We start from the raw sequence: 22,923 nt of genomic DNA, 5'->3' as shown, positions 1-22,923 counted from the left end.
GGCGGCCGCTCACCCGCCGATCAGGCCCTTGGCCTTCAGATAGGCCTTCGCGGCGTCCGCCGGCTTCTCGCGCCGGGCGTCGATCCGGCCGTTCAGCTCGACCAGGTCAGCGGTGGTGAGGACCTTGGTCAGCTTGTCCAGCGCGGCCGCGACCTCCGGGGCCCCCGCGTCCTTGGCGTTGACCACCGGCAGGACGTTGTCGGCGTTCTGGAGCTTCTTGTCGTCCTCCAACAGGACCAGGCCGAAGCTGTCCAGCGTGGCGTCCGTGGTCGTGGTGAGGACCAGCTGGTCGACGCCGTCCTTGACGGCCTGCTTGGCCTGCGGGGTGCCGACGCCCTTCGGGTCGATCCCGGAGACGTCGATGCCGTACGTGGCCTTCAGGCCCGGCGCGCAGAAGGGCCGCACGGCGCACTCGTCGCCGGCCGCGATCTTCACCTTCAGTCCCGACCGGCCGAGGTCGGACAGCGTGCGGAGGTTGTTCTTCGCGGCGAAGTCCTTGGTCACCGCGAACGCGTTCTGGTCGACCGCGGCGCCCGGCGGCAGGACCTTCAGACCGAGCGGCCCCGCCAGCTTCTCCAGCCCGGCCACGGTGGCCGCCGCGTCGCTGGACGCGACGGGCTTCTCCTGGGGCGCCTTCGGACCGTTGACCTTGGCGTTGAGGAACTCGGCGAGCGTGGCCGCGTACTCCGGGACGACGTCGATCTCGCCCTTCTCCAGGGAGGGCTCGTACAGCTCGCGGTTGTTGACGGTGGTGATCGAGGTGCTGTAGCCGGCGTCCCGGAGCACCTGCGCGTACAGCTCGGCCAGCACGTTGGACTCGGTGAACCCGGCCGCGCCGATCACCAGCTTCCCCTTGCCCGAGCCGCCGTCCCCGGACGCCGACGCGGACCCGCCGGCCTCCTTGCTCTGCTCCAGGCTCTCGCCGCCGCACGCCGTGAGGGAGGCGGCGAGGGCCGCCGCCGCGAGGGCCGCGGCCAGGGCCCGCGTGGACTTGCTCATGTCGTGCTCCTCCAACTGGATGGATGTGAACGGGAACGGGAACGGGCGGTCCGGTACCCGGCCGTGGTCAGCGCGCCGCCGGCCGGGCCAGCAGCCGCTGCGCCGCCACGAGGACCCCCTCGACGAGCAGCGCCAGCGCCGCCACGAGCAGGGCGCCCGCGACGACCTGAGGCGTGTTGTACGTGTTGAAGCCGGCGGTGATGATCCGGCCGAGGCCGCCCTGGCCGACCATGGCCGCGATCGTGGCCGTGGCGACGACCTGGACCGCGGACGAGCGCAACCCCGTCATCAGCAGCGGCTGGGCGAGCGGCAGTTCGACCCGCAGGAACAGCTGGCCGCCGGACATGCCCATGCCCCGGGCGGCCTCCACCACGGACCGGTCGACCTCGCGCATGCCGACGTACGCGTTGGTCAGCAGCGGCGGCACGGCGAACAGCACCAGCGCGGCGACCGTGGGCAGGTAGCCGGCGCTGCGCAGCGGCGAGACCATGAAGAGGGCGAGCACCGCGAAGACCGGCACGGCCCGCCCCGCGTTGGAGACGTTGACCGCGAGGGCCCCGCCCCGGCCGACGTGGCCCAGCCACAACCCGACCGGCAGGGCCACCGCACAGGCGACGGCGAGCGCGATGGCACTGACGCAGACGTGCTCGGCGAGCCGGTGCCACACCCCGTTCTCGCCCGCCCAGTTGGCACCGTCGGCCAGCCAGTCCCAGGCCGCTCCCATGACGCCCACGCCTACGCCCCCCGGTCCGTCGCCGTGCGCGTCCACGGCGTGAGCAGCCGCTGCAGTCCGAGCAGCAGCAGGTCCGCCACCAGCGCGAGCAGCACGCACAGCACGGAGGCCGTGAGCACCTGCGCCTTGAAGGAGCTGCTCACGGCCGGCGCGATGAGGTTGCCGAGGCCTCCCTTGCCGACGATCGAGCCGACGGTGGTCAGGGCCACGGTCGAGACGGTGGCGATCCGCACCCCGGCGAGCAGCGCCGGCAGCGCCAGCGGCAGTTCGACCTGCCACAGCAGCCGCCCGGGCCCGTACCCCATGCCCCGCGCGGCCTCCCGCACCTCCTGCGGTACGGCTTCCAGCCCGGCCAGCGTGTTGCGGACGAGGATGGTCAGCGAGTACAGCACCAGTCCGGTCACCACCAGCGAGGCGGACAGCCCGAACAGCGGCAGCAGCAGGGAGAACAGGGCGAGGGAGGGGATCGTGTAGAGCAGGGTCGTCAGGCCCAGCACGGGCGCCGCCCAACGCCGGCCGCGGCGGGCCAGCAGGGCCAGCGGGACGGCCACCACCAGGCCGATGAGGACCGAGGCGGCGGTGATCCAGACGTGTTCGAGGGTGGCGGCGGTCAGCTCCGGGGAGCGGGAGGTGACGTACTCCCAGCAGATCCAGTCGTTCGCCACCAGGCAGTCCTGCCCGGCCATCCCGTCACCCCCTTCCACCGTCGTACGCACATCCGTCCGAAACTCGAAGCCAGGAGCGACCATAACCCCCCGCGGGCCCGACGGCCGGAATCATTCGCACCGGGGTAATACTCCTGTCACACATCCGGGGCCGCGGGTAGGGAAGGATGGCGGTGTGATCCGATTCGAGCACGTGACCAAGCGCTACCCCGACGGAACCACGGCCGTCGAGGACCTGTCCTTCGAGGTGGCGGAGGGCGAACTGGTCACCCTGGTGGGCCCGTCCGGCTGCGGCAAGACCACCACGATGAAGATGGTCAACCGGCTCATCGAGCCGACCTCCGGCCGGATCCTGCTCGGCGGCGAGGACATCGCGCAGGCCGATCCGGTCGAGCTGCGCCGCCGCATCGGCTACGTCATCCAGCAGGTCGGGCTGTTCCCGCACAAGACGGTGCTGGAGAACACCGCGACCGTGCCGCAGCTCGTCGGCACCCCCAAGGCCGCGGCCCGCGCCCGGGCGGCCGAGCTCCTCGAACTCGTCGGCCTGGACCCGGCCGTGTACGGCGGCCGCTACCCGCACCAGCTGTCCGGCGGGCAGCGCCAGCGCGTCGGCGTGGCCCGTGCGCTCGCCGCCGATCCGCCGGTGCTGCTGATGGACGAGCCGTTCGGCGCGGTGGACCCGGTGGTGCGCGAGCGCCTGCAGAACGAGTTCCTGACGCTGCAGAAGACCGTCCGCAAGACGATCCTCCTGGTCACGCACGACCTGGACGAGGCCGTCCGGCTCGGCGACCGCATCGCCGTCTACGGGAGCGGCACCATCGAGCAGTTCGACCGCCCCGCCGCCGTGCTGGGCGCCCCCGCCACCCCGTACGTCGCCTCCTTCGTCGGCGCGGACCGCGGGCTCAAGCGGCTGGCGGTCACCCCCGTCGGGGCCGCCGACCTCGCGCCGGCCGACGGCACGGAACCGGCCGTCTCGGTGGCACTGGGCGCCAGCCTGCGCGAGGCGCTGGCCGCGCTGCTCCAGGAGGACTCGGGCCGCATCGGGGTCACCGACCCGGGATCGGGGGCGCTGGTCGGCGTCCTGACCCCGCAGGCGGGAGGCGGGGCGCGGGGGGGGGCGGGGGAGGAGAACCCCAACGCGCCCCACCCCCCCCGCCTTCCCCGCCTTTTTCCCTGTCTGTTGGAAGGCCAGAAAACCGTTTTCCCCCCCCCCCCCCCCCCCCCCCCCACGGTCGTCGCAGGTCGTTCGGCGCAGGGCCGTCAGGCCTGGATGCGGTTGCTCATCCACGCCAGCATCGGCGGGATCTCGCGGCGCCAGGTGTTGAAGTTGTGGCCACCGCTGTCGAGGATGATCGAGGAGACCCGGTCCGGCCCCTTGACCAGCTTGATGAACTTGCGGGTGTCCGTGATGTTCGGCTCGCCCTTCTCGCTGCTGGTGACCAGGAACGACGTACCGGCCGGCTTCTTGTGCTCCATGCTGTACAGGACGTCGGCGCGCTTCTTCAGGACGTCGTCGCCCTGGAACAGGTTGCCGGTCGTGGCGTCGTTCGCGGCGTCGAAGTACGCGGACAGGCCCGCGGCGGCACCGAAGGTCTGCGGGTGGTGAGCGGCGATCTTCAGGGCGCAGTAGCCGCCGGTGGAGTTGCCGATGAAGCCCATGTTCTCGGCCTTCTTGCCCACCCGGAAGGTGCTCTGGATGGCCTGCGGCAGGTCCTTCGCGAAGAAGGTCTCGGTCTGCGGACCGCCGGGGATGTCCACGCACTCGGTGTCGCGCGGCGGCGCGATGGTCGGGCGCAGCATGACCAGGATCATCGGCTTCATCTTGCCGGCCTTCACCTGCTTGAAGGCCGTCATCGGGTAGTTCAGCCCTTTGATCAGGTTCTCCGCGGTGCCCGGGTAGCCGGTCAGCACGATCGAGGCCGGGAAGTTCTTGTCCTTGTGCTGCGGCTGGAAGTACTCCGGCGGCAGCCACACGTACCCCGGGCTCGTTATCTTCGACTTCTCGCCGGTTATGGACACCTTCAGGATCTGGCCGCCGACCTGGGGCTGGGCCCCGCCGGGGACCTCCAGCTTCTGCTTGTCGACGACCTTGATGTCCTTGCTGCTCATCGAGTGGTCGACCACCTTGCCGACCGAGGTCTCCTGGCCGAACAGGTCCGCCCACGAACCGTAGAAGGAGAAGGACTGGTTGGCCGCCAGGCCCACCGCCGAGAACACCGCCAGCTGCGTCGCGAACAGGAGGCCGATCCGGCCCAGCACCGCACGCCAGGTGCGGCCCGAGAGCCGCGGCCAGAACCACACCGTGGCTGCAAAGAGCAGCACACCGGCAGCGACGGCGATCGCCAGAACCGTATTACTGGTGAGACCCATGAGCTGTCAGTCGACTTTCTGGTGGCAGGACTAGTTTTTCTCGACGGAAGAGTGAACCCGCTCGCGCTCGATGTCGTCCTAGTGGACGCACCACACTCCGGAGGCTGTCGCGGCCTTCGGCCACTTGATCTCTCGCGGAGCAACGGGAAGCGATGTCTAGCAGGATAGATGGCGATAAGTCGGGACAGGTTCCGAGCGGGGTACGCCGAATCTTCCGCGGACCACGACCGGAGTCCGTGCCCGGCCTGGTGGGAACGGCCGTCACGATCGTCGGCCTCCTCGACGTTGCGGCGGGTGTCTTCCCGCGCTTCCAGCACAGCAGGCTCCGCGCCGTCGCGGAGGTGATCCCCGGCTCGACCCGGCCCATGGCGGCAGCGGTCACCATCTGCGCCGGCGTCCTGCTGTTCCTGCTCGCCCACGGCCTCAAGCGCCGCAAGCGGCGCGCCTGGCGGGCGGCGGTCTTCCTGCTGCCGGTCGGCGCCGCCGCACAGTTCGTGTACCGCCACTCCTACATCGGCGTGGTGATCGCTGTCGCCCTGCTCGCCCTGCTGCTGCGCCATCAGGGTGAATTCAAGGCCCTGCCCGACCCGCGCAGCCGTTGGAAGGCGCTGGCCAACTTCGTGCTGATGAGCGCCGGCTCGATCGGCCTCGGCCTGGTCATCGTCAACGCGCACCCGAACAAGGTGGTGGGACGCCCCGGCCTGTACGAGCAGATCGCGCACGTCCTGTACGGGCTCGTCGGCATCGAGGGCCCGATCGCCTACTCCGGCGGCCGCGCGGACTGGATCGTCGGCTACTCCCTCGGCGCGCTGGGCATGCTGACCGCGCTCACCACCATCTACCTCGCCTTCCGCCCCGAGCACCCGGCCGCCCGGCTCACCACCGACGACGAGGCCAAGCTGCGCGAGCTGCTCGCCAAGCACGGCGCCCGCGACTCCCTCGGCCACTTCGCGCTGCGCCGCGACAAGGCCGTCGTCTTCTCCCCCAGCGGCAAGGCCGCCGTCACCTACCGCGTCATCTCCGGCGTGATGCTCGCCTCCGGCGACCCCATCGGCGACGTCGAGGCCTGGCCCGGCGCCATCGAGCGGTTCATGGAAGAGGCCAAGGCCCACTCCTGGACCCCGGCCGTCGTGGGCTGCAGCGAGACCGGCGGCGAGGTCTGGACCCGCGAGACCGGCCTGGACGCCCTGGAGCTCGGCGACGAGGCGATCGTCGACGTCAAAGACTTCTCCCTGACGGGCCGTGCGATGCGCAACGTCCGCCAGATGGTCAAGCGCATCGAGCGCAACGGCTACACCACCAAGGTCCGCCGGGTCAGCGAGCTGACCGAGGAGGAGCTGGAGCAGGTCCGCGGCGCCGCCGAGGCCTGGCGCGGCACCGACACCGAGCGCGGCTTCTCCATGGCCCTGGGCCGCGTCGGCGACCCGGGCGACGGCGACTGCATCATCGCCACCGCCCACCGCGTGGAGGAGGGCGACACCAGTCCGTTCGGCGACCTGAAGGCCATCCAGCACTTCGTGCCCTGGGGCAAGGACGGCATGTCGCTGGAGCTGATGCGCCGCGACCGCGGCGCCGACCCCGGCATGAACGAGCTGCTGATCGTCGCCTCCCTGGAGGCCGCCCCGGCCCTCGGCATCGAGAAGGCCTCGCTGAACTTCGCGATGTTCCGCTCGGCCCTCGCCCGCGGCGAGAGGATCGGCGCCGGCCCGGTCCTGCGCATGTGGCGCAGCCTGCTGGTCTTCCTGTCCCGCTGGTTCCAGATCGAGTCGCTGTACAAGTTCAACGCGAAGTTCCGCCCCCGCTGGGAGCCCCGCTTCATGGTCTACCGCACCACCCGCGACCTGCCCCGCATCGGCTTCGCCGTCATGCAGGCCGAGGGCTTCGTCACCCTGGCCCTGCCCCGGCTGTTCGCCTCCCGCCGCCGGCCCAAGCCGGTCCGCACCTGCGCCCACACCCCGCTGAGCGCCGTGCCCGCCCAGGCGGAGCGCGAGGTCCAGGCGGCCTGAGGCCCGGCGGCCGCGCCGCCGACCCGCACGTGGAGCCCGGCCCCCGGTCGACCCGGGGCGCCGGGCTCCGTGCTGCCCGGCGGCCGGGGCCCGCGGGCGGCGGCCCGCCGCCCGGGCCGTGCCCGATCCGGGGGCAGCCCTACCCTGGGACCATGAACAACACGCACGGGGCCGCCGGCAGGGGCCGGGTCACAGGCCTGCCGGACTGGGACCGCTGCGCGGTCATGGGCGTCGTGAACGTCACCCCCGACTCCTTCTCGGACGGCGGCCGCTGGTTCGACACCACCGCGGCCGTCAAGCGGGGCCTCGACCTCATAGCGCAGGGCGCCGACCTCGTCGACGTCGGCGGGGAGTCCACCCGGCCCGGCGCCACCCGGGTCGACGAGGAGGAGGAGCTGCGCCGCGTCGTCCCCGTGGTCCGCGGGCTGGCCTCCGAAGGGGTCACCGTCTCCGTCGACACCATGCGCGCCTCGGTCGCCGCCCGGGCCGTCGAGGCCGGCGCGACGCTGGTCAACGACGTCAGCGGCGGGCTCGCCGACCCCGGCATGATCCCCGCCGTCGCCGCCGCCGAAGTGCCCTTCGTCGTGATGCACTGGCGCGGCTTCAGCGCCGACATGAACCGCCTCGCCGTCTACGACGACGTCCTCGCCGAGGTCACCGCCGAGCTGCGGACCCGCATCGACGCCGTCGTCGCCGGCGGCATCGCCCCCGAGCGGATCGTCGTCGACCCCGGCCTCGGCTTCGCGAAGATGGCCGACCACGACCTGGCCCTCGTCGCCCACCTCCCCGAGCTGCGGGCCCTCGGCTTCCCGCTGCTGGTCGCCGCGTCGCGCAAGCGCTTCCTCGGCCGGGTCCTGGCCGGCGCCGACGCCACCCCGCCGCCGGCCCGCGAGCGCGACGCCGCCACCGCCGCCGTCTCGGCCATCGCCGCCCACCAGGGCGCCTGGGCCGTCCGGGTCCACGAGGTGCGCGCCACGGCCGACGCGGTTCGGGTGGCCCGCGCGGTGGAAGGGGCTTGGTGACCCGGCCCGCACCTGGGGCCCGTACTGCCAGGAGAGGGGCACGGTGAGCCGTACCGACATCGAAGCCGTCGAACAGGTCAACACGGCCTTCTACGAGGCCATGGAGCGCGGCGACTTCGACGCCATGTCGGCGCTCTGGCTGGAGGACGAGGTGTCCTGCGTCCACCCGGGCTGGCCGGTGCTCAGCGGCCGCGGCGAGGTGCTCCGCTCGTACGCGCTGATCATGTCCCACACCGAGTACATCCAGTTCTTCCTGACCGACACCAAGGTCGCCGTCATCGGCGACACGGCCCTGGTCACCTGCACCGAGAACATCCTCAGCGGAGGGCCCGCCGAGGACGGCGGAGAGCTCGGCCCGCTCGTCGGCCAGCTGGTCGTCGCCACAAATGTGTTCCGACGCACATCGGGGGGCTGGCGCCTGTGGTCCCACCACGGTTCTCCGGTCCTGACCGACTCCGAAGAGGACGAGGAGGAGGCCTCCGGCTGACCCCTACGGCGGGTCCCGGCCCCTTTCGCAGGTAGATTCGAAGACGGACGACGCCGACCGCACTCGGCGCAGGCCCATGGATCCGGGGAGCCCCGGACCGCATGCACCTACGAAAGCAGGAGTGATTCGCGTGGATCGTGTCGCGCTGCGCGGCCTCAAGGCTCGCGGGCACCACGGCGTCTTCCCCCGGGAACGCGAGGAAGGCCAGACCTTCATCGTCGACCTGGTTCTGCACATCGACACGCGTCCGGCGGCGGCGGACGACGACCTGGCGAAGACCGTCCACTACGGGGTCGTCGCCGAGGAGGTCGTCGACGTGGTCCAGGGCGAGCCCGTCGACCTGATCGAGACCCTGGCGGAGCGGATCGCCCAGCAGTGCCTCAAGCACGCAGCGGTGGCCCAGGTGGAGGTCGTCGTCCACAAGCCGGATGCACCCATCACCGTCCCCTTCGACGACGTGACCATCACGATCACCCGGAGCCGCGCGTGAACAACGGACTGAACGCCCCCAGCGACCCCACCGTCCAGCCGGTGCCCGCGTCCGTCGTCCAGGCGGTCGACGCGGCCGACGTCACCCTGTCCAACCCCAAATGGGCCGTGATCGCCCTCGGCGGGAACCTCGGCAACCGGATGGAGACCCTCCAGGGCGCGATCGACGCCCTCGGCGACACCCCGGGCGTCCGGGTCAAGGCCGTCTCCCCCGTCTACGAGACCGAGCCGTGGGGCGTCGAGCCCGGCTCCCAGCCCTCGTACCTGAACGCGGTGGCCCTCGTACGGACCACCCTGCCCCCGTCCAGCCTGCTGGAGCGCGGCCAGGCCATCGAGGAGGCCTTCGACCGCGTCCGCGAGGAACGCTGGGGCCCCCGCACCATCGACGTGGACATCATCGCGTACGCCGACGTGGTCTCCGACGACCCCGTCCTCACCCTCCCGCACCCCCGGGCCCACGAGCGCGCCTTCGTGCTCGCCCCCTGGCACGACGTCGACCCCGAGGCCCGGATCCCCGGCCACGGCCCCGTCGCCGAACTGCTCGCCGGGGTCGGTCTGGCCGGTGTCACGCGCCGCCCCGACCTGGAACTGCGCCTGCCCGAGTAGTCGTGTCGTGAGTAGCCTGTGGTCTGCCGGGCCTGCCGACGGACGGCTGGGGCAGAGGCGCAGAGAGCGGGGAACGGGCACGTGAAGCAACTGAGGCCGGCGGTCCTGGCGGGCATCTTCGTGGTGGCCGGGGTGCTGTCCTGGGCGGGGGCCCGGCTGTGGAACGCGTACGGGACGCTGCCCGGCGTCCCGCTGGCCGCCCCGATCGTGCTCGGGGCCATCGCGGTCGTCCTGCTGGCGACGGCCCTGTCGATGCGCGCCCGCCTGAAGGCCCAGCGCGAGCGGCAGCCCGACGCGAAGGGCGTGGAGCCGCTGATGGCGGCCCGCGCGCTCGTGTTCGCACAGGCCAGCGCCCTCGTCGCGGCGCTCGTGGCGGGCATGTACGGCGGCGTGGGCATCTTCCTGTGGGCCGACGGGCTGGAGGTGCCCGCCCGCCGCGATCAAGCCTGGTACGCGGCCTTCTCGGTGCTGGCGGGTGCGGCGGTCATCGCCGCGGCCCTCTTCCTGGAGCACGTCCTGAAGCTCCCCGAGGACGACGACACCACCCCCCAGGCCCCCTCCCGCGCCTGAGCCCGGGTCGGACGGCCGGGGCGGCCCGTCTCAGGGGTGGCGGGGCCCCAGCCACTCCCAGAGCCGGCGGGCTCCGGGCCCCCGGTCCTCCCAGTCGCAGAACTGCAGGTCCACGAGGAACCCGTCGAAGGCGAAGAGGGTCGCCTCGCCGTCGTAGCCGCCCCCGGCGTCGAGCAGGGGCGCGCCCGCCACCGCGTCCATGGTGTTCTCCACGGGCGCGGCGGCCACGGCCTCCCCGTCCACCCGCAGGTACACGCACGGGCACGAGCACTCCCCCGCGTGCATCCGCGCGTACGGGATCTGTGCCCGCAGACCGCGCTGGACGTCCGAGTCACCGTCGAGCAGCAGCTCCAGGGTGCGCCGGACGTCCTCGCTCAGCGGCTCCCAGCCGTCGGCCTGGGGCTCCCGGCCGTCGCCGTCGGACGGGGGCCCGCCGTCGGGCACGTCAGCGGGCCATTATCAGGCTCATCGCCTCGTTGCGCGTGGCGGAGTCGCGGAGCTGGCCGCGGACCGCCGAGGTGGTGGTCTTCGCGCCCGGCTTGCGGATGCCGCGGACCGACATGCACATGTGCTCGGCCTCGATGACGACGATCGCGCCGCGCGCCTCCAGGATCTCCATCAGCGAGTCGGCGATCTGCGTGGTCAGCCGCTCCTGGACCTGCGGGCGGCGGGCGTAGACCTCGACGAGGCGCGCCAGCTTGGACAGTCCGGTGATCTTCCCGGTCTCGGCGGGGATGTACCCGACGTGGGCGACGCCGTGGAAGGGCAGCAGATGATGTTCGCACAGGGATACGATTTCGATGTCCTTGACGAGCACCATCTCGTCGTGCCCGAGGTCGAACGTCGTCGTCAGGACGTCCTCGGGCTTCTGCCACAGGCCCGCCAGGATCTCCCTGTACGCCCGGGCGACGCGCGCCGGCGTCTCCAGGAGCCCCTCGCGGTCCGGGTCCTCGCCGACCGCGATGAGCAGCTCTCGCACGGCGGCCTCGGCCCGCTTCTCGTCGAACACGCCGATCGTGCCCTCGCCGTCCAGGCTCACTCGGTCGGTCATCTGTGCCTCGTTCCTGTCTTCGCTCACACGGGCATACGAAAATGCCGCGCCCCCAGGCTAGAACCTGGGGGACGCGGCATCCATTCCGGGCCGGGGCTGCTCCGGCCGCCGGCTACTCGGTGCGGTCCTCCGAGACCGGGTCCTTCTCCACCGACACGGCCGGGGTGGCGGCCGCGGCGCCGTTCGCCGCGTTCGTCAGCTGGAGCTCCTTGGGCGAGAGCACCGGCGGGCGGGTCGACGGGGTGCGGTGCGCGGAGCCGGTCCACGCCGGACGGTTCGGGCGCTTGACGATCGTCGAGAAGATCTCGGCGATCTCCTCCTTGCCCAGGGTCTCCTTCTCCAGGAGGGCCAGGACCAGGTTGTCGAGCACGTCGCGGTTCTCGACCAGGATCTCCCAGGCCTCGTTGTGCGCGGTCTCGATGAGCTTCTTGACCTCTTCGTCGACCAGCGCCGCGACCTCTTCCGAGTAGTCGCGCTGGTGCGCCATCTCACGGCCCAGGAACGGCTCGGTGTTGTCGCCACCGAACTTGATCGCGCCGAGGCGCTCGGTCATGCCGTACTGGGTGACCATCGCGCGGGCCGTGGCCGTGGCCTTCTCGATGTCGTTCGCCGCGCCGGTGGTCGGGTCGTGGAAGACCAGCTCCTCGGCCGCGCGGCCGCCCAGCATGTACGCCAGCTGGTCGAGCATCTCGTTGCGCGTGGTCGAGTACTTGTCCTCGTCGGGCAGGACCATCGTGTAGCCCAGGGCCCGGCCGCGGGACAGGATCGTGATCTTGTGGACCGGGTCGGAGTTCGGGGAAGCCGCCGCGACCAGGGCGTGGCCGCCCTCGTGGTACGCGGTGATCTTCTTCTCCTTGTCCGACATGATCCGGGTCCGCTTCTGCGGGCCCGCCACGACGCGGTCGATCGCCTCGTCCAGCATCTGGTTGTCGATCAGCTTCCGGTCCGAGCGGGCCGTGAGCAGCGCGGCCTCGTTCAGCACGTTGGACAGATCGGCACCGGTGAAGCCGGGGGTGCGGCGGGCGACGGCGGCCAGGTCGACGTCGGGGGCGACCGGCTTGCCCTTCTGGTGGACCTTGAGGATCTCCAGACGGCCCTGCATGTCCGGGCGGTCGACGGCGATCTGCCGGTCGAAGCGGCCCGGGCGCAGCAGCGCCGGGTCGAGGATGTCGGGCCGGTTGGTGGCGGCGATCAGGATGACGCCGCCCTTCACGTCGAAGCCGTCCATCTCGACGAGCAGCTGGTTGAGGGTCTGCTCGCGCTCGTCGTGGCCGCCGCCGAGGCCGGCGCCGCGGTGCCGACCGACGGCGTCGATCTCGTCGACGAAGACGATGGCCGGGGCGTTGGCCTTGGCCTGCTCGAACAGGTCACGGACGCGGGATGCGCCGACACCGACGAACATCTCGACGAAGTCCGAGCCGGAGATCGAGTAGAACGGCACGCCGGCCTCGCCGGCGACGGCGCGGGCCAGCAGGGTCTTGCCGGTGCCGGGCGGGCCGTAGAGCAGGACACCCTTGGGGATCTTGGCTCCGACCGCCTGGAACTTCGCCGGCTCCTGGAGGAACTCCTTGATCTCGTGGAGTTCCTCGACGGCCTCGTCCGAGCCCGCGACGTCGGCGAACGTCGTCTTCGGGGTGTCCTTGGTGATGAGCTTGGCCTTGGACTTGCCGAAGTTCATGACCCGGGAGCCGCCGCCCTGCATCTGGTTCATCAGGAACAGGAAGACGACGACGATCAGGACGAACGGCAGCAGGGACAGCAGCACGCTGAGGAACGGGCTGGTCTTGTCCGGGGTGACGGAGTAGCCGTCGGGGATCTGGCCGGCCTCGTACTTGGTCTGGAGGCTCTGGGCGAGCTGCACGCCCTGGTCGCCGATGTAGTTGGCCTGGAACTTGGAGCCGGAGCTGCTCCCGAGCTTCTCGCCCTTCTTCAGGTCGATTTTGATCATCTGGCTGTCGCCGGTGGTCAGGCGCGCCTGCTCCACCTGGCCACTGTTGATCGCCTTGATGACCTCGCTGGTGTCCACCGACTTGTAGCCGCCGCCGGAGCTGACGACGTTCATCAACACGACCACGGCGAGGACGGCCAGCACGATCCACATGACTGGCCCACGGAAGTATCGCTTCACGTCCATCCATACGGGGCGCCAGGCGCCCCGTCCCTCCTGCCCGTAGGTAAATGCTGCTGTGAATAAAGACTGTTCTTCGGAATGTACCCCTGAATTGTCACCCGCGGTCCCGTAGGACGGCTGACAGTCCTGCCTTCCCCTGCTCCAACGCGGGGGATCGTGGCGGGGTTCCCGTGCGGGGACCCCGGTCGGGGCCCCCGCGGGACGGGGTGTGCGTCAGCCGCCGTAGACGTGCGGGGCGAGGGTGCCGACGAACGGGAGGTTGCGGTACTTCTCCGCGTAGTCGAGGCCGTAGCCCACCACGAACTCGTTCGGGATGTCGAAGCCGACCCACTTCACGTCGATGGCGACCTTCGCCGCGTCGGGCTTGCGCAGCAGGGTGACGACCTCCAGGGAGGCCGGCTGGCGGGAGCCCAGGTTCGACAGCAGCCAGGACAGCGTCAGGCCCGAGTCGATGATGTCCTCGACGATCAGGACGTGCCTGTCCTTGATGTCGGTGTCCAGGTCCTTCAGGATGCGCACCACGCCCGAGGACTGGGTCCCGGCTCCGTAGGAGGACACCGCCATCCAGTCCATGGTGAGCGGGGTGGACAAGGCGCGCGCCAGGTCCGCCATCACCATCACCGCGCCCTTGAGGACGCCGACGATGAGCAGGTCCTTGCCCGCGTACTCCGCGTCGATCTTCGCGGCCAGCTCGGCCAGCTTCGCGTCGATCTCTTCCTTGGTGATGAGCACCGACGCCAGGTCGCTGCCCATGTCCTTCTCGTCCACCCGCATCACTTTCGTTGTCGGCCGGGACTCCGGGGTGCCCCGGAGGACTCAGCCGTGTTTCGGCACCAATCAGCCCTGCCGGATGACAAGTCTGCCACCCTGCCGCTGGGCCTCCACCCGACCGGGCAGGTTGATGGCGCCCTGACCCCGCCATCCGGTGATGAGCCGGTCGACTTCCTCGATGTGGCGGGCGAAGAGAGAACCGGCGGGCGATCCGGCGGCGACCACGGCCCTGCGCAGCACGCGGCGGCGGACGGCCGCGGGCAGGGCGTACAGCTTGGCGCACTCCAGGCGGCCGTCCGCGTCGCGCACGCCGGCCTCGGCCTCGGCGGCCCAGGCGTCCAGGGCGTCCGCGTCGTCGCGGGACAGCTGGGCGGTCCGGGCCAGGGCCTCGACGACGCCCTTGCCCAGGGCCTTCTCGAGGGCGGGCAGTCCCTCGTGGCGGAGCCGGGAGCGGGTGTAGGCGGGGTCGATGTTGTGCGGGTCGTCCCAGACGGCGAGCGACTGGACCATGCAGGCCTTGCGGGCGGTCTGCCGGTCCACCTGGAGGAAGGGGCGGCGGTAGCGGTGGGTGCGTCCGGAGCCGCCGGGGCCTCCCGAGACCTCGGGCATCCCGGACAGGGAACGGATGCCGGAGCCGCGGGCGAGGCCGAGCAGGACGGTTTCGGCTTGATCGTCCCGGGTGTGGCCGAGCAGCACGGCCGCGGCGCCGAGCCGGTCGGCGGCCTCGTCCAGGGCGGCGTAGCGGGCGTCGCGGGCGGCGGCCTCGGGGCCCCCGTCGCGGCCGACGCGCACGGCGACGGACTCGACCGGGTCGAGGCGCAGCGCGGTCATGCGGGCGACGACCTCGGCGGCGCGCAGCGCGGAGCCCGCCTGGAGGCCGTGGTCGACGGTGATGCCGCCGGCCCGGATCCCGAGCTTGGGCGCCTCGAAGGCGAGCGCGGAGGCGAGTGCCATGGAGTCGGCGCCGCCGGAGCAGGCGACGAGGACGAGGGGCGGGCCGTCGGCCGCGGCGGCGCGGTCGGCGGCGGGACGATCGGTGAGGTCGGTCAGGACATCGTGGAGCACGCGGCGGACCGCCAGGCGTATCGCCGCGACCGCAGGATGGGGACCCATGTCCGGTTCCCTTCGGGAGGAGTTCGGATGCCTCGGGGGCTGGGAGCAGCCCCCGCGTGGTGGCGGTTGTCACTCAGAGTGCGTCGATGGTGACAGAGCCGAGCCGTTCCCTGAGCATCGCACGCCCTTCCACGCCCCACGGTCCCTCGGACGGGTGACGCTGCTTCCCCCAGTGGGACATGTTTACGCCCCCCGCGTCACCCTCCTTCGCTCGGTTCGCTCCCCTTGCGGTGCACGCGCGCCACCCAGTCCGCGGGCCGGGCGATCTCGGCCTTGGTGGGCAGGGTGTTCGGGGAGGTCCACACCCGGTTGAAGCCGTCCATGCCGACCTGGTCGACGACGGCGCGCACGAAGCGCTCGCCGTCGCGGTACTGGCGCAGTTTGGCGTCGAGTCCGAGCAGTTTGCGCAGGGCGGCGTCGAGGCGGCCGGCGCCGGAGGCGCGGCGCTGCTGGAACTTCTCCCGGATCTCGGCGACCGAGGGCACCACCTCGGGGCCGACGCCGTCCATCACGAAGTCGGCGTGGCCTTCGAGCAGGGACATCACGGCGGTGAGCCGGCCGAGCACCTCGCGCTGCTCGGGGGTCTGGACGAGTTCGACCAGGGAGCGGCCCTCTTCACCGGACTCGGCGTCGGGACGGGCGCCGGCGAAGGACTGGGCGGCCTCGCGCAGGCGTTCCAGGACGGCCGCCGGCTCCATCTCGGTGGCCCCGAGGAAGGTCTGGATCTCGCCTTCCAGGTGGTCGCGGAGCCACGGGACGGCGGTGAACTGCGTACGGTGCGTCTCCTCGTGGAGGCAGACCCACAGCCGGAAGTCGTGCGGGTGCACGTCCAGCTCGCGCTCGACGTGGACGATGTTGGGGGCGACGAGCAGGAGCCGGCCGCCGCCCGGGCGGGAGCCCGGCAGGTCCCGCCCGACGGGGGCGAAGGTCTCGTACTGGCCGAGGACGCGGGAGGCCAGGAAGCTCAGCAGCATGCCCAGCTCGACGCCGGTGACCTTGCCGCCGACCGCGCCGAGGACGGCGCCGCCGGGCGAGCCGGCCCTGCGGTCCTGCATCTTGCCGAGCAGGGGGCCGAGGAGCGCGCGGAACCCGGCCACGTTGGCCCGGACCCAGCCGGCCCGGTCGACGACGAGGACGGGGGTGTCGGGGACGACCGCGTCGTCATGGATCATCCGGGTGAACGTGCGGACGTGGCGCTCGGAGGTCCTGGCATGCCTGCGCAGTTCCGCCACCACGGCCCGGGCCTCGTCGCGGCTGACCTCCGGACCCGGCCGGACCAGCCGGACCGCGGTCGCGACCGCGAGGTTCCAGTCGACCATCTCGGCACCACCGATGCTCGTCATGCGTCAACGGTACGTGGACCGGCCCCTTTGCGGATCCCCTGTGGAGCGGCGGGGTGGCCCGGCCGGCGATCGGCGCGGCGGCCCCGGGCTACCGCCGGGACGCGCCGGCCACGGCTGCTGCGAGCTTGTCCAGGCCCTTCTCGGCGGCCGGGCCGTCGGCGGCGTCGGCGGTCAGGAAGGCGAAGGCGAGCAGCCGCCCGGAGGAGTCGACGACGGTGCCGGACAGGGAGTTCACGCCGGTCAGGGTGCCCGTCTTGGCCCGTACGAGGCCTGCGGCCGGGGAGGTGCCCGCGTTGCGGGCGCGCAGGGTGCCGGTGAAGCCGGCGACGGGGAGCCCGGTGAGGACCGGCCGCAGCTCCGGGCGCTGCGGGTCGGCTGCGCGGACCAGGAGCCCGGTCAGCAGGCCGCTGCTGACCTTGTCGGCGCGGTTGAGCCCGCTGCCGTCGGCGAAGCGGGAGCCGGCGGTGTCGACGCCGAGGGCGGCGAGGCGGGCGGTGACGGCCTTCTCGGCGCCCTCGAAGCTGGCGGGCTGCCCGGAGGCGAGGGCGGTCTGCCGGGCGAGGGCCTCGGCGATGTCGTTGTCGCTGTTGGTCAGCATCCGCTCGACCAGGCCGGCGAGCGGGGTGGACAGGGTGGTGGCGAGCGGCTGCGCGCCGGCGGCGGCCTTGGCCTTCCCGGGCTCGCCGGTGACCGTGACGCCGCGCTCGCCGAGCAGGGCGGCGAAGGCGCGGGCGGCCTCCCCGGAGGGGTCCTCGACCCGGTCGACGGGCCCGGAGACGGACTCGTCGGGGCGGCCCTCGTCGGCGGCGAGGGGGGTCACCAGCGCGATGTTCGGGTTGGCGCCGATCGGGTGGCGGGCGGGGCCGGTGTAGAGGGTGTCGTCGTAGCCGAGGGCCACCGAGTCGGTGCCGGCGGCCTTGAGGGCCTGGGCGGTGTCGGCGGCGAGCGCGACGAGGCTGCCGCCGGATCCGGCCGGGCTCTTCTTGCGGGCGGTGAGCGAGGGGTCGCCGCCGCCGACCAGCACGATCTGCCCGGGGCCGGCGCCGGGGACGACGGTGGTGCGGATGCGGTGGTCGGGTCCGAGGGCGGCCAGCGCCGCCGCCGCGGTGGCGATCTTGACGGTGGAGGCCGGGGTCATCGGCTCGCGCGCCCCGGACTCGAACAGCACCCGGCCGGTGCCGACCTCGACGACCGAGGCGGTGTGCAGGGGGCCGAGCGCCGGGTCGGCCAGGAGGGGGCGCAGCGCCTCGCCGAGACGGGTGTCGCCGGCCGCGGCGGCGGCGCCGGCGCCGTTCCCGGCCCGGGGGGCGCCGTCGGGGCCGATCCCGGCGAGCACGCCGGGGGCGCTGGGCGCGGCCTGCACCGGGGGGTCGGCGTGATCTGCGCCACCCATCATGCTCCAGGAGGCGGCCCTGTCCCGCTCGGCCTTACGCTGGCCGGAGTCCCAAGGACCGGCAGCGGACACCGCTGCCACCGACAGGGCCAGACCGGCGACGGTCGACCCCGCGACGAGCTGCCACGTCTTGACCAAGGGCACCTCGGACCAGCCCCTTTCGCGATCACGGATATGCGTGAGGGACACTTAACCACTGCGTCTTGCCGCGAGCATGGCACCCCACCCGGCTGGGGGCCCCACCCAGCGGTAGCTGGGTGAGGGTGGGCCGGACGCGCTATCACTCGAGCAACGAAGCTGATCATGGAGGAGCAGGACGTGGAGTTCGACGTCACCATCGAGATCCCCAAGGGTTCGCGGAACAAGTACGAGGTGGACCACGAGACCGGCCGGATCCGTCTGGACCGTCGCCTCTTCACCTCGACCAGCTACCCGACGGACTACGGCTTCGTCGAGAACACCCTCGGCGAGGACGGCGACCCGCTGGACGCGCTGGTCATCCTGGACGAGCCCACCTTCCCGGGCTGCCTGATCAAGTGCCGCGCCATCGGCATGTTCCGCATGACGGACGAGGCGGGCGGCGACGACAAGCTGCTGTGCGTGCCGGCCTCCGACCCGCGTGTCGAGCACCTGCGCGACATCCACCACATCTCCGAGTTCGACCGCCTGGAGATCCAGCACTTCTTCGAGGTCTACAAGGACCTGGAGCCGGGCAAGTCGGTCGAGGGCGCCGACTGGGTCGGCCGCGCCGAGGCCGAGGCCGAGATCGAGCGCTCCTTCAAGCGTCTGCAGGACCAGGGCGGCCACTGAGCCCGTCCCCTGTGACGGCCGCCGGGCCGGCTGAGGCCCCGGCGCCGCCGTGACATCGCGGGGGGCATCCCCGTTGCGGGGATGCCGCCCGCTGCCGTTTCCCGGGACGCCGTCCGCCGGTTTCGCCGTGGATGAAACCCTTCCGCATACTGATACCCGGGCTGGCCGGGGACGGGAGGACGCGTGGCGGAGGCCGAGGGACCCGAGGACCCTGAGCGCGCGGAGGACCGCAAGCCGGTCTCGGACGAGGCGCACAGCGCTTTCTCCCCGCCGCGCGGGACGGAGCCGGAGTTCGCCGGGAACGAGCAGCCCACGTCGGAGTTCACCGTCCCGGAGGGGCTGCCCCTGCCGCCGGAGGAGCCCGCCGAGGGGTCCGCCGAGGGGTCCGCGTTCGCGCCGCCGTCCACGTACAGCGCCCAGCGCTCCCCGCAGGCGTACACGCCCGGCTCCGGCTTCCCGATCTCCTGGCTGACGGAGTCCCCCTGGCAGGACCGGATGCGCACCATGCTGCGCATGCCGGTGGACGTGCGGCCCGTCCCCGAGCCGGTGCAGAGGCCCGCCGAGTCGGGGCCCGCCGTAGGCCGGGTGCTCGACCTGACCCTGCGCATCGGCGAGCTGATGCTGGCGGGCGGCGAGGGCGCCGAGGACGTGGAGGCGGCCATGTTCGCCGTGGCCCGCAGCTACGGGCTGGACCGCTGCGAGCCGACGGTCACCTTCACCATGCTGTCGATCACCCATCACCCGTCCCTCGTGGGCCACCCGGTGTCGGCCAGCCGGACCGTGCGCCGCCGCGGCACCGACTACACGCGGCTGGCGGCGGTCTACCGGCTGGTGGCCGACATCAGCACGGCCGAGGTCGACGTCTCGCTGGAGGAGGCCTACCGGCGGCTCGCCGAGATCCGGCGCAACCGGCACCCGTACCCGACCTGGGTCCTCACGGCCGCAGCCGGGCTGCTCGCCGGTGCCGCCTCCGTCCTGGTCGGCGGCGGCGTGATCGTTTTCTTCGCGGCTGCGATCGGGGCCATGCTCGGCGACCGGCTGGCCTGGCTGTGCGCCGGGCGCGGGCTGCCGGAGTTCTACCAGTTCGTGGTCGCGGCGATGCCGCCCGCCGCGTTCGGGGTGGCGCTCAAGCTGCTGGCGATCGAGGACATCCAGGCCTCGGCGGTGATCACCGGTGGGCTGTTCGCCCTGCTGCCCGGTCGGGCCCTGGTCGCGGCCGTGCAGGATGGCCTGACCGGCTTCTACATCACCGCCTCGGCCCGCCTGCTGGAGGTCATGTACCTCTTCATCGGCATCATCATGGGCGTGCTGGTCGTGCTGTACCTGGGGCTCCAGCTGGGCGCCGCGCCCCGGCCGGAGGAGGTCCTCCAGATCACGCAGCGGCCGCTGATCCAGATCGCGGCGTCGATGGTGCTGGTGTTCACGTTCGCGATCCTGCTCCAGCAGGAACGTTCCACCGTGTGGATCGTGACGCTGAACGGCGGCGTCGCCTGGGCCACGTTCGGGGCCCTTCACTTCGCGGGCGGCATCCCGCCGGTGCCCTCCACGGCCATCGCCGCCGGGCTCGTCGGCCTGTTCGGCCAGCTCTTCTCCCGCTACCGCTCCGCCTCCGCCCTGCCGTACGTGACCGCCGCCATCGGCCCGCTGCTGCCCGGCTCCGCGACGTACTACGGGCTGCTGCTCATCGCCGAGAACCAGCTCAACAAGGGCCTCGGCTCACTGACCAACGCCGCGGCCATCGCGCTGGCCATCGCGATCGGGGTGAACCTCGGGGCGGAGACCTCGCGGCTGTTCATGCGGATCCCGCAGGCCGCCAGCGCCGCCCGGCGCCGGGCCGCGGCGAAGCGGACCCGCGGCTTCTGACCCCTGCTCCCGCCCCCGCCCCCGCCGGCGTACGGCGCCGTCTGCGGGCCCGGGAACGCAGCTGCGCCCCGATGGACCGGGAAGGTCCTCCGGGGCGCAGGAGGGTCGTCCGCAGGGCGCGGAACAGCTGCTACCGCTTGGCGTGGCGGCGACGCTCGCCCGCGGCGGGGGGCACGGCCGCCGAGCCGCCGGCCGCCTTGGCCTCCTTGCGGGCCTTGAGCACCTCGAAGATCACGGGGATCACGGAGACCAGCACGATGCCGACGAGGATCGCCTCGACGTTCTCCTTGATGAACGCGATCTGGCCGAGCCAGTAGCCCGCGACCGTGAGGCCGGTGCCCCAGGCCACGCCGCCGATGACGTTGTAGGTCAGGAAGGTGCGGTACTGCATCGAACCGGCGCCTGCGACCATCGGCGCGAAGGTGCGGATGATCGGCACGAAGCGGGCGAGCACGATGGCCTTCGGGCCGTGCTTGTCCATGAACTCGTGGGCCTTGTCCAGGTTCTCCCGCTTGAAGAGCTTGGAGTTCGGCCGGTTGAAGAGCTTCGGGCCGAAGAACTTGCCGATCATGTAGCCGACCTGGTCGCCGAGGATCGCGGCGGCCGTGATCAGGGTGCACACCAGCCACAGCGGCTGCTTGATGTACTCGCCGTTGGCGACCAGCAGGCCCGCCGTGAAGAGCAGGGAGTCACCGGGCAGGAAGGCGAACAGTCCCGATTCGGCGAAGACGATGACCAGGATGCCGATCAGCCCGAAGTGCGAAATCAAGTAGTCCGGGGACAGCCACTCAGGGGCGAGCGCAAGCGTGTACACGGGTGCGGGTATCTCCAGGATCGGGGGCGTCCGCGAGCGCGGGGGGTGCGGCGGACTGGGGGGAGTGTCTCAATTTTCAACGGATACGGCCACCTCCGGGTTCCAGGTACCCGGAGGTGGCCGTACGCCTGATGTGCCCCCGTCGCGCGTCCCGCTACGCCACGGCTACGCCCTGCGGACCGCGTTGGCGAGGATGGCGTCCCGCAGGAACACCGCCAGCCCCGACCGCACGGAGTCGTAGTGCGCCGTGAACCGCTCGTCGGAGACGTACATCTCGCCGAGGCAGGTGTGCATCTCGTACGGGCAGGTGTAGTGGTTGCGCTCGATCGCGGCGCGGTGCTCCTCGGCCAGGTCCATGGCCTCCTCGGAGTCGGCGGCCGCCCCCGAGTCCAGCAGTGCGGCCAGCCGCCGGTTCAGGTCCTCCCCCTCGGCCTGGATCCGCTGCCAGTCCTCCTTGGTGTAGGACGCGGCCCTGCGCCGGGACTCCTCGTACGCCTCGGTACCGCCCCAGCGCTGCTCGACCTCCTCGGCGTACTGGTCGGGGTCGTCGTCCCCGAAGACCTCGAACTTCTCCTCGGGCGTGAGGTTGATGCCCATCTTCTTCGCCTCCATGGCGTGCTCCACGGCCTTGGCCATCTGCTGGAGCCGGGCGATCCGGTCGGACAGGAGGGTGTGCTGCCGGCGCAGGTGCTCCCTGGGGTCCGAGTCCGGGTCGTCCAGCAGGACCGCGACCTCGTCGAGGGGGAAGCCGAGCTCCCGGTAGAACAGGATCTGCTGCAGCCGGTCCAGGTCGGCGTCGTCGTACCGCCGGTGGCCCGCGTGGCTGCGGCTGCTCGGGGAGAGCAGCCCGATCTCGTCGTAGTGGTGCAGCGTGCGCACCGTGACTCCGGCGAAACCGGCGACCTGGCCCACGGAGTAGCCCATTGCTTCCGCCCTTCTCTCGTACGCCCCCGACCCTCCTGCCTCACGCCGCGTGAGGTGCAAGTCCCGGGTCCGGGCCGTCGCCGTCCGGCCGTGGCGGAGCCTACGCCGGCGGCCAGGTCCCGCCCTGCGCCAGGGCCACCAGCTCGAAGGCGGTCCTGCCGTCCAGGGATTCCCGGATGACGTCGGCGTGTCCCGCGTGCCGGGCGTGCTCCTCGACCAGGTGGAGCATCAGCCAGCGCATCGAGACCCGCGTGTCCTTGGGGAACCAGGGCACGTCGGGCAGCGGGAAGGTGTCGTCCAGGCTGGGCACCTCGCGGATGAACTTCTCCAGCTCGGCGGCGACCGAGTCCCAGAGGGCGAGCACCTCGGAGACGGTCTCGTCCCCGACGAGCCGGAAGCTGTCGCCCCAGGTCTCCTCGTTGCGCTGGCGCTCGTTGGGCTGCTGCTGCGCCATCCGCAGCCAGTTCAGCTCCACCTCGGCGGCGTGCTTGAGCAGCCCGGACAGGGACAACCCGCTCGCGCTGGGACGGCTCGCCGCCTGCTCGTCGGTCAGGCCGTGCGCCGCGCGGCGCAGCGCGCCGCGCTGGGAGTCCACGTAGGACAGGAGCGCGCTGCGCTCGTCGCCGGGGGCTTCTGCGGGTACGAACGTGGGCATGGGGACCTCCGCCTTCTCAGGGTGCCGTGCGTCCTGCTGACACCCCTCACGCTACGGATCGATGCGGTCAGATCCTGTCCTAGATCATGGGAGACCACCGGGAAATCG

21 protein-coding genes and 2 pseudogenes are annotated in these 22,923 nt (G+C 72.0%); 9 read left to right on the top strand and 14 right to left on the bottom strand.

Translation table 11 applies throughout. From position 1 onward, the window contains the following. Positions 1-9: 9 nt before the first annotated feature. From ACZ4VL_RS11365 to ACZ4VL_RS11355, 3 genes are all read right to left on the bottom strand, one after another. A complete protein-coding gene (locus tag ACZ4VL_RS11365; protein WP_468198490.1) occupies positions 10-999 on the bottom strand; it encodes an ABC transporter substrate-binding protein in 990 nt (329 codons plus the stop codon). Positions 1,000-1,066: 67 nt separating this feature from the next. Beyond that, positions 1,067-1,732, bottom strand: coding sequence for an ABC transporter permease (locus tag ACZ4VL_RS11360; protein ID WP_468198488.1), 666 nt, complete (start codon positions 1,730-1,732; stop codon positions 1,067-1,069). A 2-nt stretch (positions 1,733-1,734) separates the two neighbouring features. After that, entirely contained in the window at positions 1,735-2,418 is a 684-nt protein-coding gene (locus tag ACZ4VL_RS11355; protein WP_468198486.1) for an ABC transporter permease, read from the bottom strand. A 154-nt stretch (positions 2,419-2,572) separates the two neighbouring features. Here ACZ4VL_RS11355 and ACZ4VL_RS11350 point away from each other — a divergent pair. Next, a pseudogene (locus ACZ4VL_RS11350) lies at positions 2,573-3,340 on the top strand (ABC transporter ATP-binding protein); the annotation flags it as partial. Between the two features lie 317 nt (positions 3,341-3,657). On the opposite strand, the gene ACZ4VL_RS11345 reads toward ACZ4VL_RS11350, so the two are convergent. Next, on the bottom strand, positions 3,658-4,767 hold the full coding sequence (locus tag ACZ4VL_RS11345; protein ID WP_468198484.1) for an alpha/beta hydrolase: 1,110 nt from the start codon (positions 4,765-4,767) through the stop codon (positions 3,658-3,660). Between the two features lie 152 nt (positions 4,768-4,919). Between ACZ4VL_RS11345 and ACZ4VL_RS11340 the strand changes: the two genes are divergently transcribed. The 6 genes from ACZ4VL_RS11340 (at position 4,920) to ACZ4VL_RS11315 (ending at position 9,947) form a co-directional block, all read left to right on the top strand. Further along, the gene (locus ACZ4VL_RS11340; protein WP_468198481.1) at positions 4,920-6,773 is read left to right on the top strand and encodes a phosphatidylglycerol lysyltransferase domain-containing protein; all 1,854 of its coding nucleotides are present in this window, start codon (positions 4,920-4,922) and stop codon (positions 6,771-6,773) included. 152 nt (positions 6,774-6,925) lie between these two features. Then, positions 6,926-7,795 carry a dihydropteroate synthase gene (folP, locus tag ACZ4VL_RS11335; RefSeq protein WP_468198479.1) on the top strand — a complete coding sequence of 290 codons (870 nt, stop codon included), beginning with the start codon at positions 6,926-6,928 and terminating at the stop codon, positions 7,793-7,795. A 43-nt stretch (positions 7,796-7,838) separates the two neighbouring features. Then, entirely contained in the window at positions 7,839-8,282 is a 444-nt protein-coding gene (locus tag ACZ4VL_RS11330) for a nuclear transport factor 2 family protein (protein ID WP_468198477.1), read from the top strand. A gap of 130 nt (positions 8,283-8,412) precedes the next feature. Further along, complete coding sequence (gene folB / locus ACZ4VL_RS11325; protein WP_468198475.1) at positions 8,413-8,772, top strand: dihydroneopterin aldolase; 360 nt, start codon at positions 8,413-8,415, stop codon at positions 8,770-8,772. Beyond that, a complete protein-coding gene (folK, locus tag ACZ4VL_RS11320) occupies positions 8,769-9,377 on the top strand; it encodes a 2-amino-4-hydroxy-6-hydroxymethyldihydropteridine diphosphokinase (RefSeq protein WP_468198473.1) in 609 nt (202 codons plus the stop codon). Before folB ends, folK begins: the two co-directional genes overlap by 4 nt. A gap of 81 nt (positions 9,378-9,458) precedes the next feature. After that, positions 9,459-9,947, top strand: a complete 489-nt coding sequence (locus ACZ4VL_RS11315; RefSeq protein ID WP_468198470.1) for a DUF3180 domain-containing protein — start codon at positions 9,459-9,461, stop codon at positions 9,945-9,947. Between the two features lie 30 nt (positions 9,948-9,977). Here ACZ4VL_RS11315 and ACZ4VL_RS11310 read toward each other — a convergent pair whose 3' ends face one another. From ACZ4VL_RS11310 to dacB, 7 genes are all read right to left on the bottom strand, one after another. After that, on the bottom strand, positions 9,978-10,391 hold the full coding sequence (locus tag ACZ4VL_RS11310) for a hypothetical protein (RefSeq protein ID WP_468198468.1): 414 nt from the start codon (positions 10,389-10,391) through the stop codon (positions 9,978-9,980). Position 10,392: 1 nt separating this feature from the next. Further along, positions 10,393-10,998 (bottom strand): GTP cyclohydrolase I FolE, encoded by a 606-nt coding sequence (gene folE, locus ACZ4VL_RS11305; protein ID WP_361096553.1) that lies wholly within the window; start codon positions 10,996-10,998, stop codon positions 10,393-10,395. Positions 10,999-11,110: 112 nt separating this feature from the next. Further along, complete coding sequence (gene ftsH, locus ACZ4VL_RS11300; protein WP_468198465.1) at positions 11,111-13,132, bottom strand: ATP-dependent zinc metalloprotease FtsH; 2,022 nt, start codon at positions 13,130-13,132, stop codon at positions 11,111-11,113. 210 nt (positions 13,133-13,342) lie between these two features. Then, complete coding sequence (hpt, locus tag ACZ4VL_RS11295) at positions 13,343-13,903, bottom strand: hypoxanthine phosphoribosyltransferase (RefSeq protein WP_468198463.1); 561 nt, start codon at positions 13,901-13,903, stop codon at positions 13,343-13,345. Positions 13,904-13,966: 63 nt separating this feature from the next. Further along, entirely contained in the window at positions 13,967-15,013 is a 1,047-nt protein-coding gene (tilS, locus tag ACZ4VL_RS11290; RefSeq protein WP_468198461.1) for a tRNA lysidine(34) synthetase TilS, read from the bottom strand. A gap of 197 nt (positions 15,014-15,210) precedes the next feature. Beyond that, on the bottom strand, positions 15,211-16,356 hold the full coding sequence (locus tag ACZ4VL_RS11285; protein ID WP_468198459.1) for a zinc-dependent metalloprotease: 1,146 nt from the start codon (positions 16,354-16,356) through the stop codon (positions 15,211-15,213). A gap of 88 nt (positions 16,357-16,444) precedes the next feature. After that, positions 16,445-17,893: a D-alanyl-D-alanine carboxypeptidase/D-alanyl-D-alanine endopeptidase gene (dacB, locus tag ACZ4VL_RS11280; RefSeq protein WP_468198457.1), complete on the bottom strand. Its 1,449-nt coding sequence runs from the start codon at positions 17,891-17,893 to the stop codon at positions 16,445-16,447. 174 nt (positions 17,894-18,067) lie between these two features. On the opposite strand from dacB, the gene ACZ4VL_RS11275 reads away from it, so the two are divergent. Continuing rightward, positions 18,068-18,559, top strand: a complete 492-nt coding sequence (locus tag ACZ4VL_RS11275) for an inorganic diphosphatase (protein WP_468198589.1) — start codon at positions 18,068-18,070, stop codon at positions 18,557-18,559. Between the two features lie 183 nt (positions 18,560-18,742). Next, the gene (locus ACZ4VL_RS11270) at positions 18,743-20,422 is read left to right on the top strand and encodes a threonine/serine exporter family protein (protein ID WP_468198454.1); all 1,680 of its coding nucleotides are present in this window, start codon (positions 18,743-18,745) and stop codon (positions 20,420-20,422) included. A 160-nt stretch (positions 20,423-20,582) separates the two neighbouring features. On the opposite strand, the pseudogene ACZ4VL_RS11265 reads toward ACZ4VL_RS11270, so the two are convergent. From ACZ4VL_RS11265 to ACZ4VL_RS11255, 3 genes and pseudogenes are all read right to left on the bottom strand, one after another. Beyond that, positions 20,583-21,236 (bottom strand): annotated as a pseudogene (locus ACZ4VL_RS11265) (VTT domain-containing protein); the annotation flags it as partial. 165 nt (positions 21,237-21,401) lie between these two features. Next, entirely contained in the window at positions 21,402-22,160 is a 759-nt protein-coding gene (locus ACZ4VL_RS11260; protein ID WP_468198452.1) for a MerR family transcriptional regulator, read from the bottom strand. Positions 22,161-22,260: 100 nt separating this feature from the next. Beyond that, positions 22,261-22,815 carry a DinB family protein gene (locus ACZ4VL_RS11255; protein ID WP_468198450.1) on the bottom strand — a complete coding sequence of 185 codons (555 nt, stop codon included), beginning with the start codon at positions 22,813-22,815 and terminating at the stop codon, positions 22,261-22,263. Between the last annotated feature and the right edge of the window lie 108 nt (positions 22,816-22,923).

The organism is Streptomyces sp. NPDC029014 (assembly GCF_055564695.1).
Note: the sequence above shows the minus strand (reverse complement) of the source record. Positions and strands in the feature narration are given on the sequence as shown.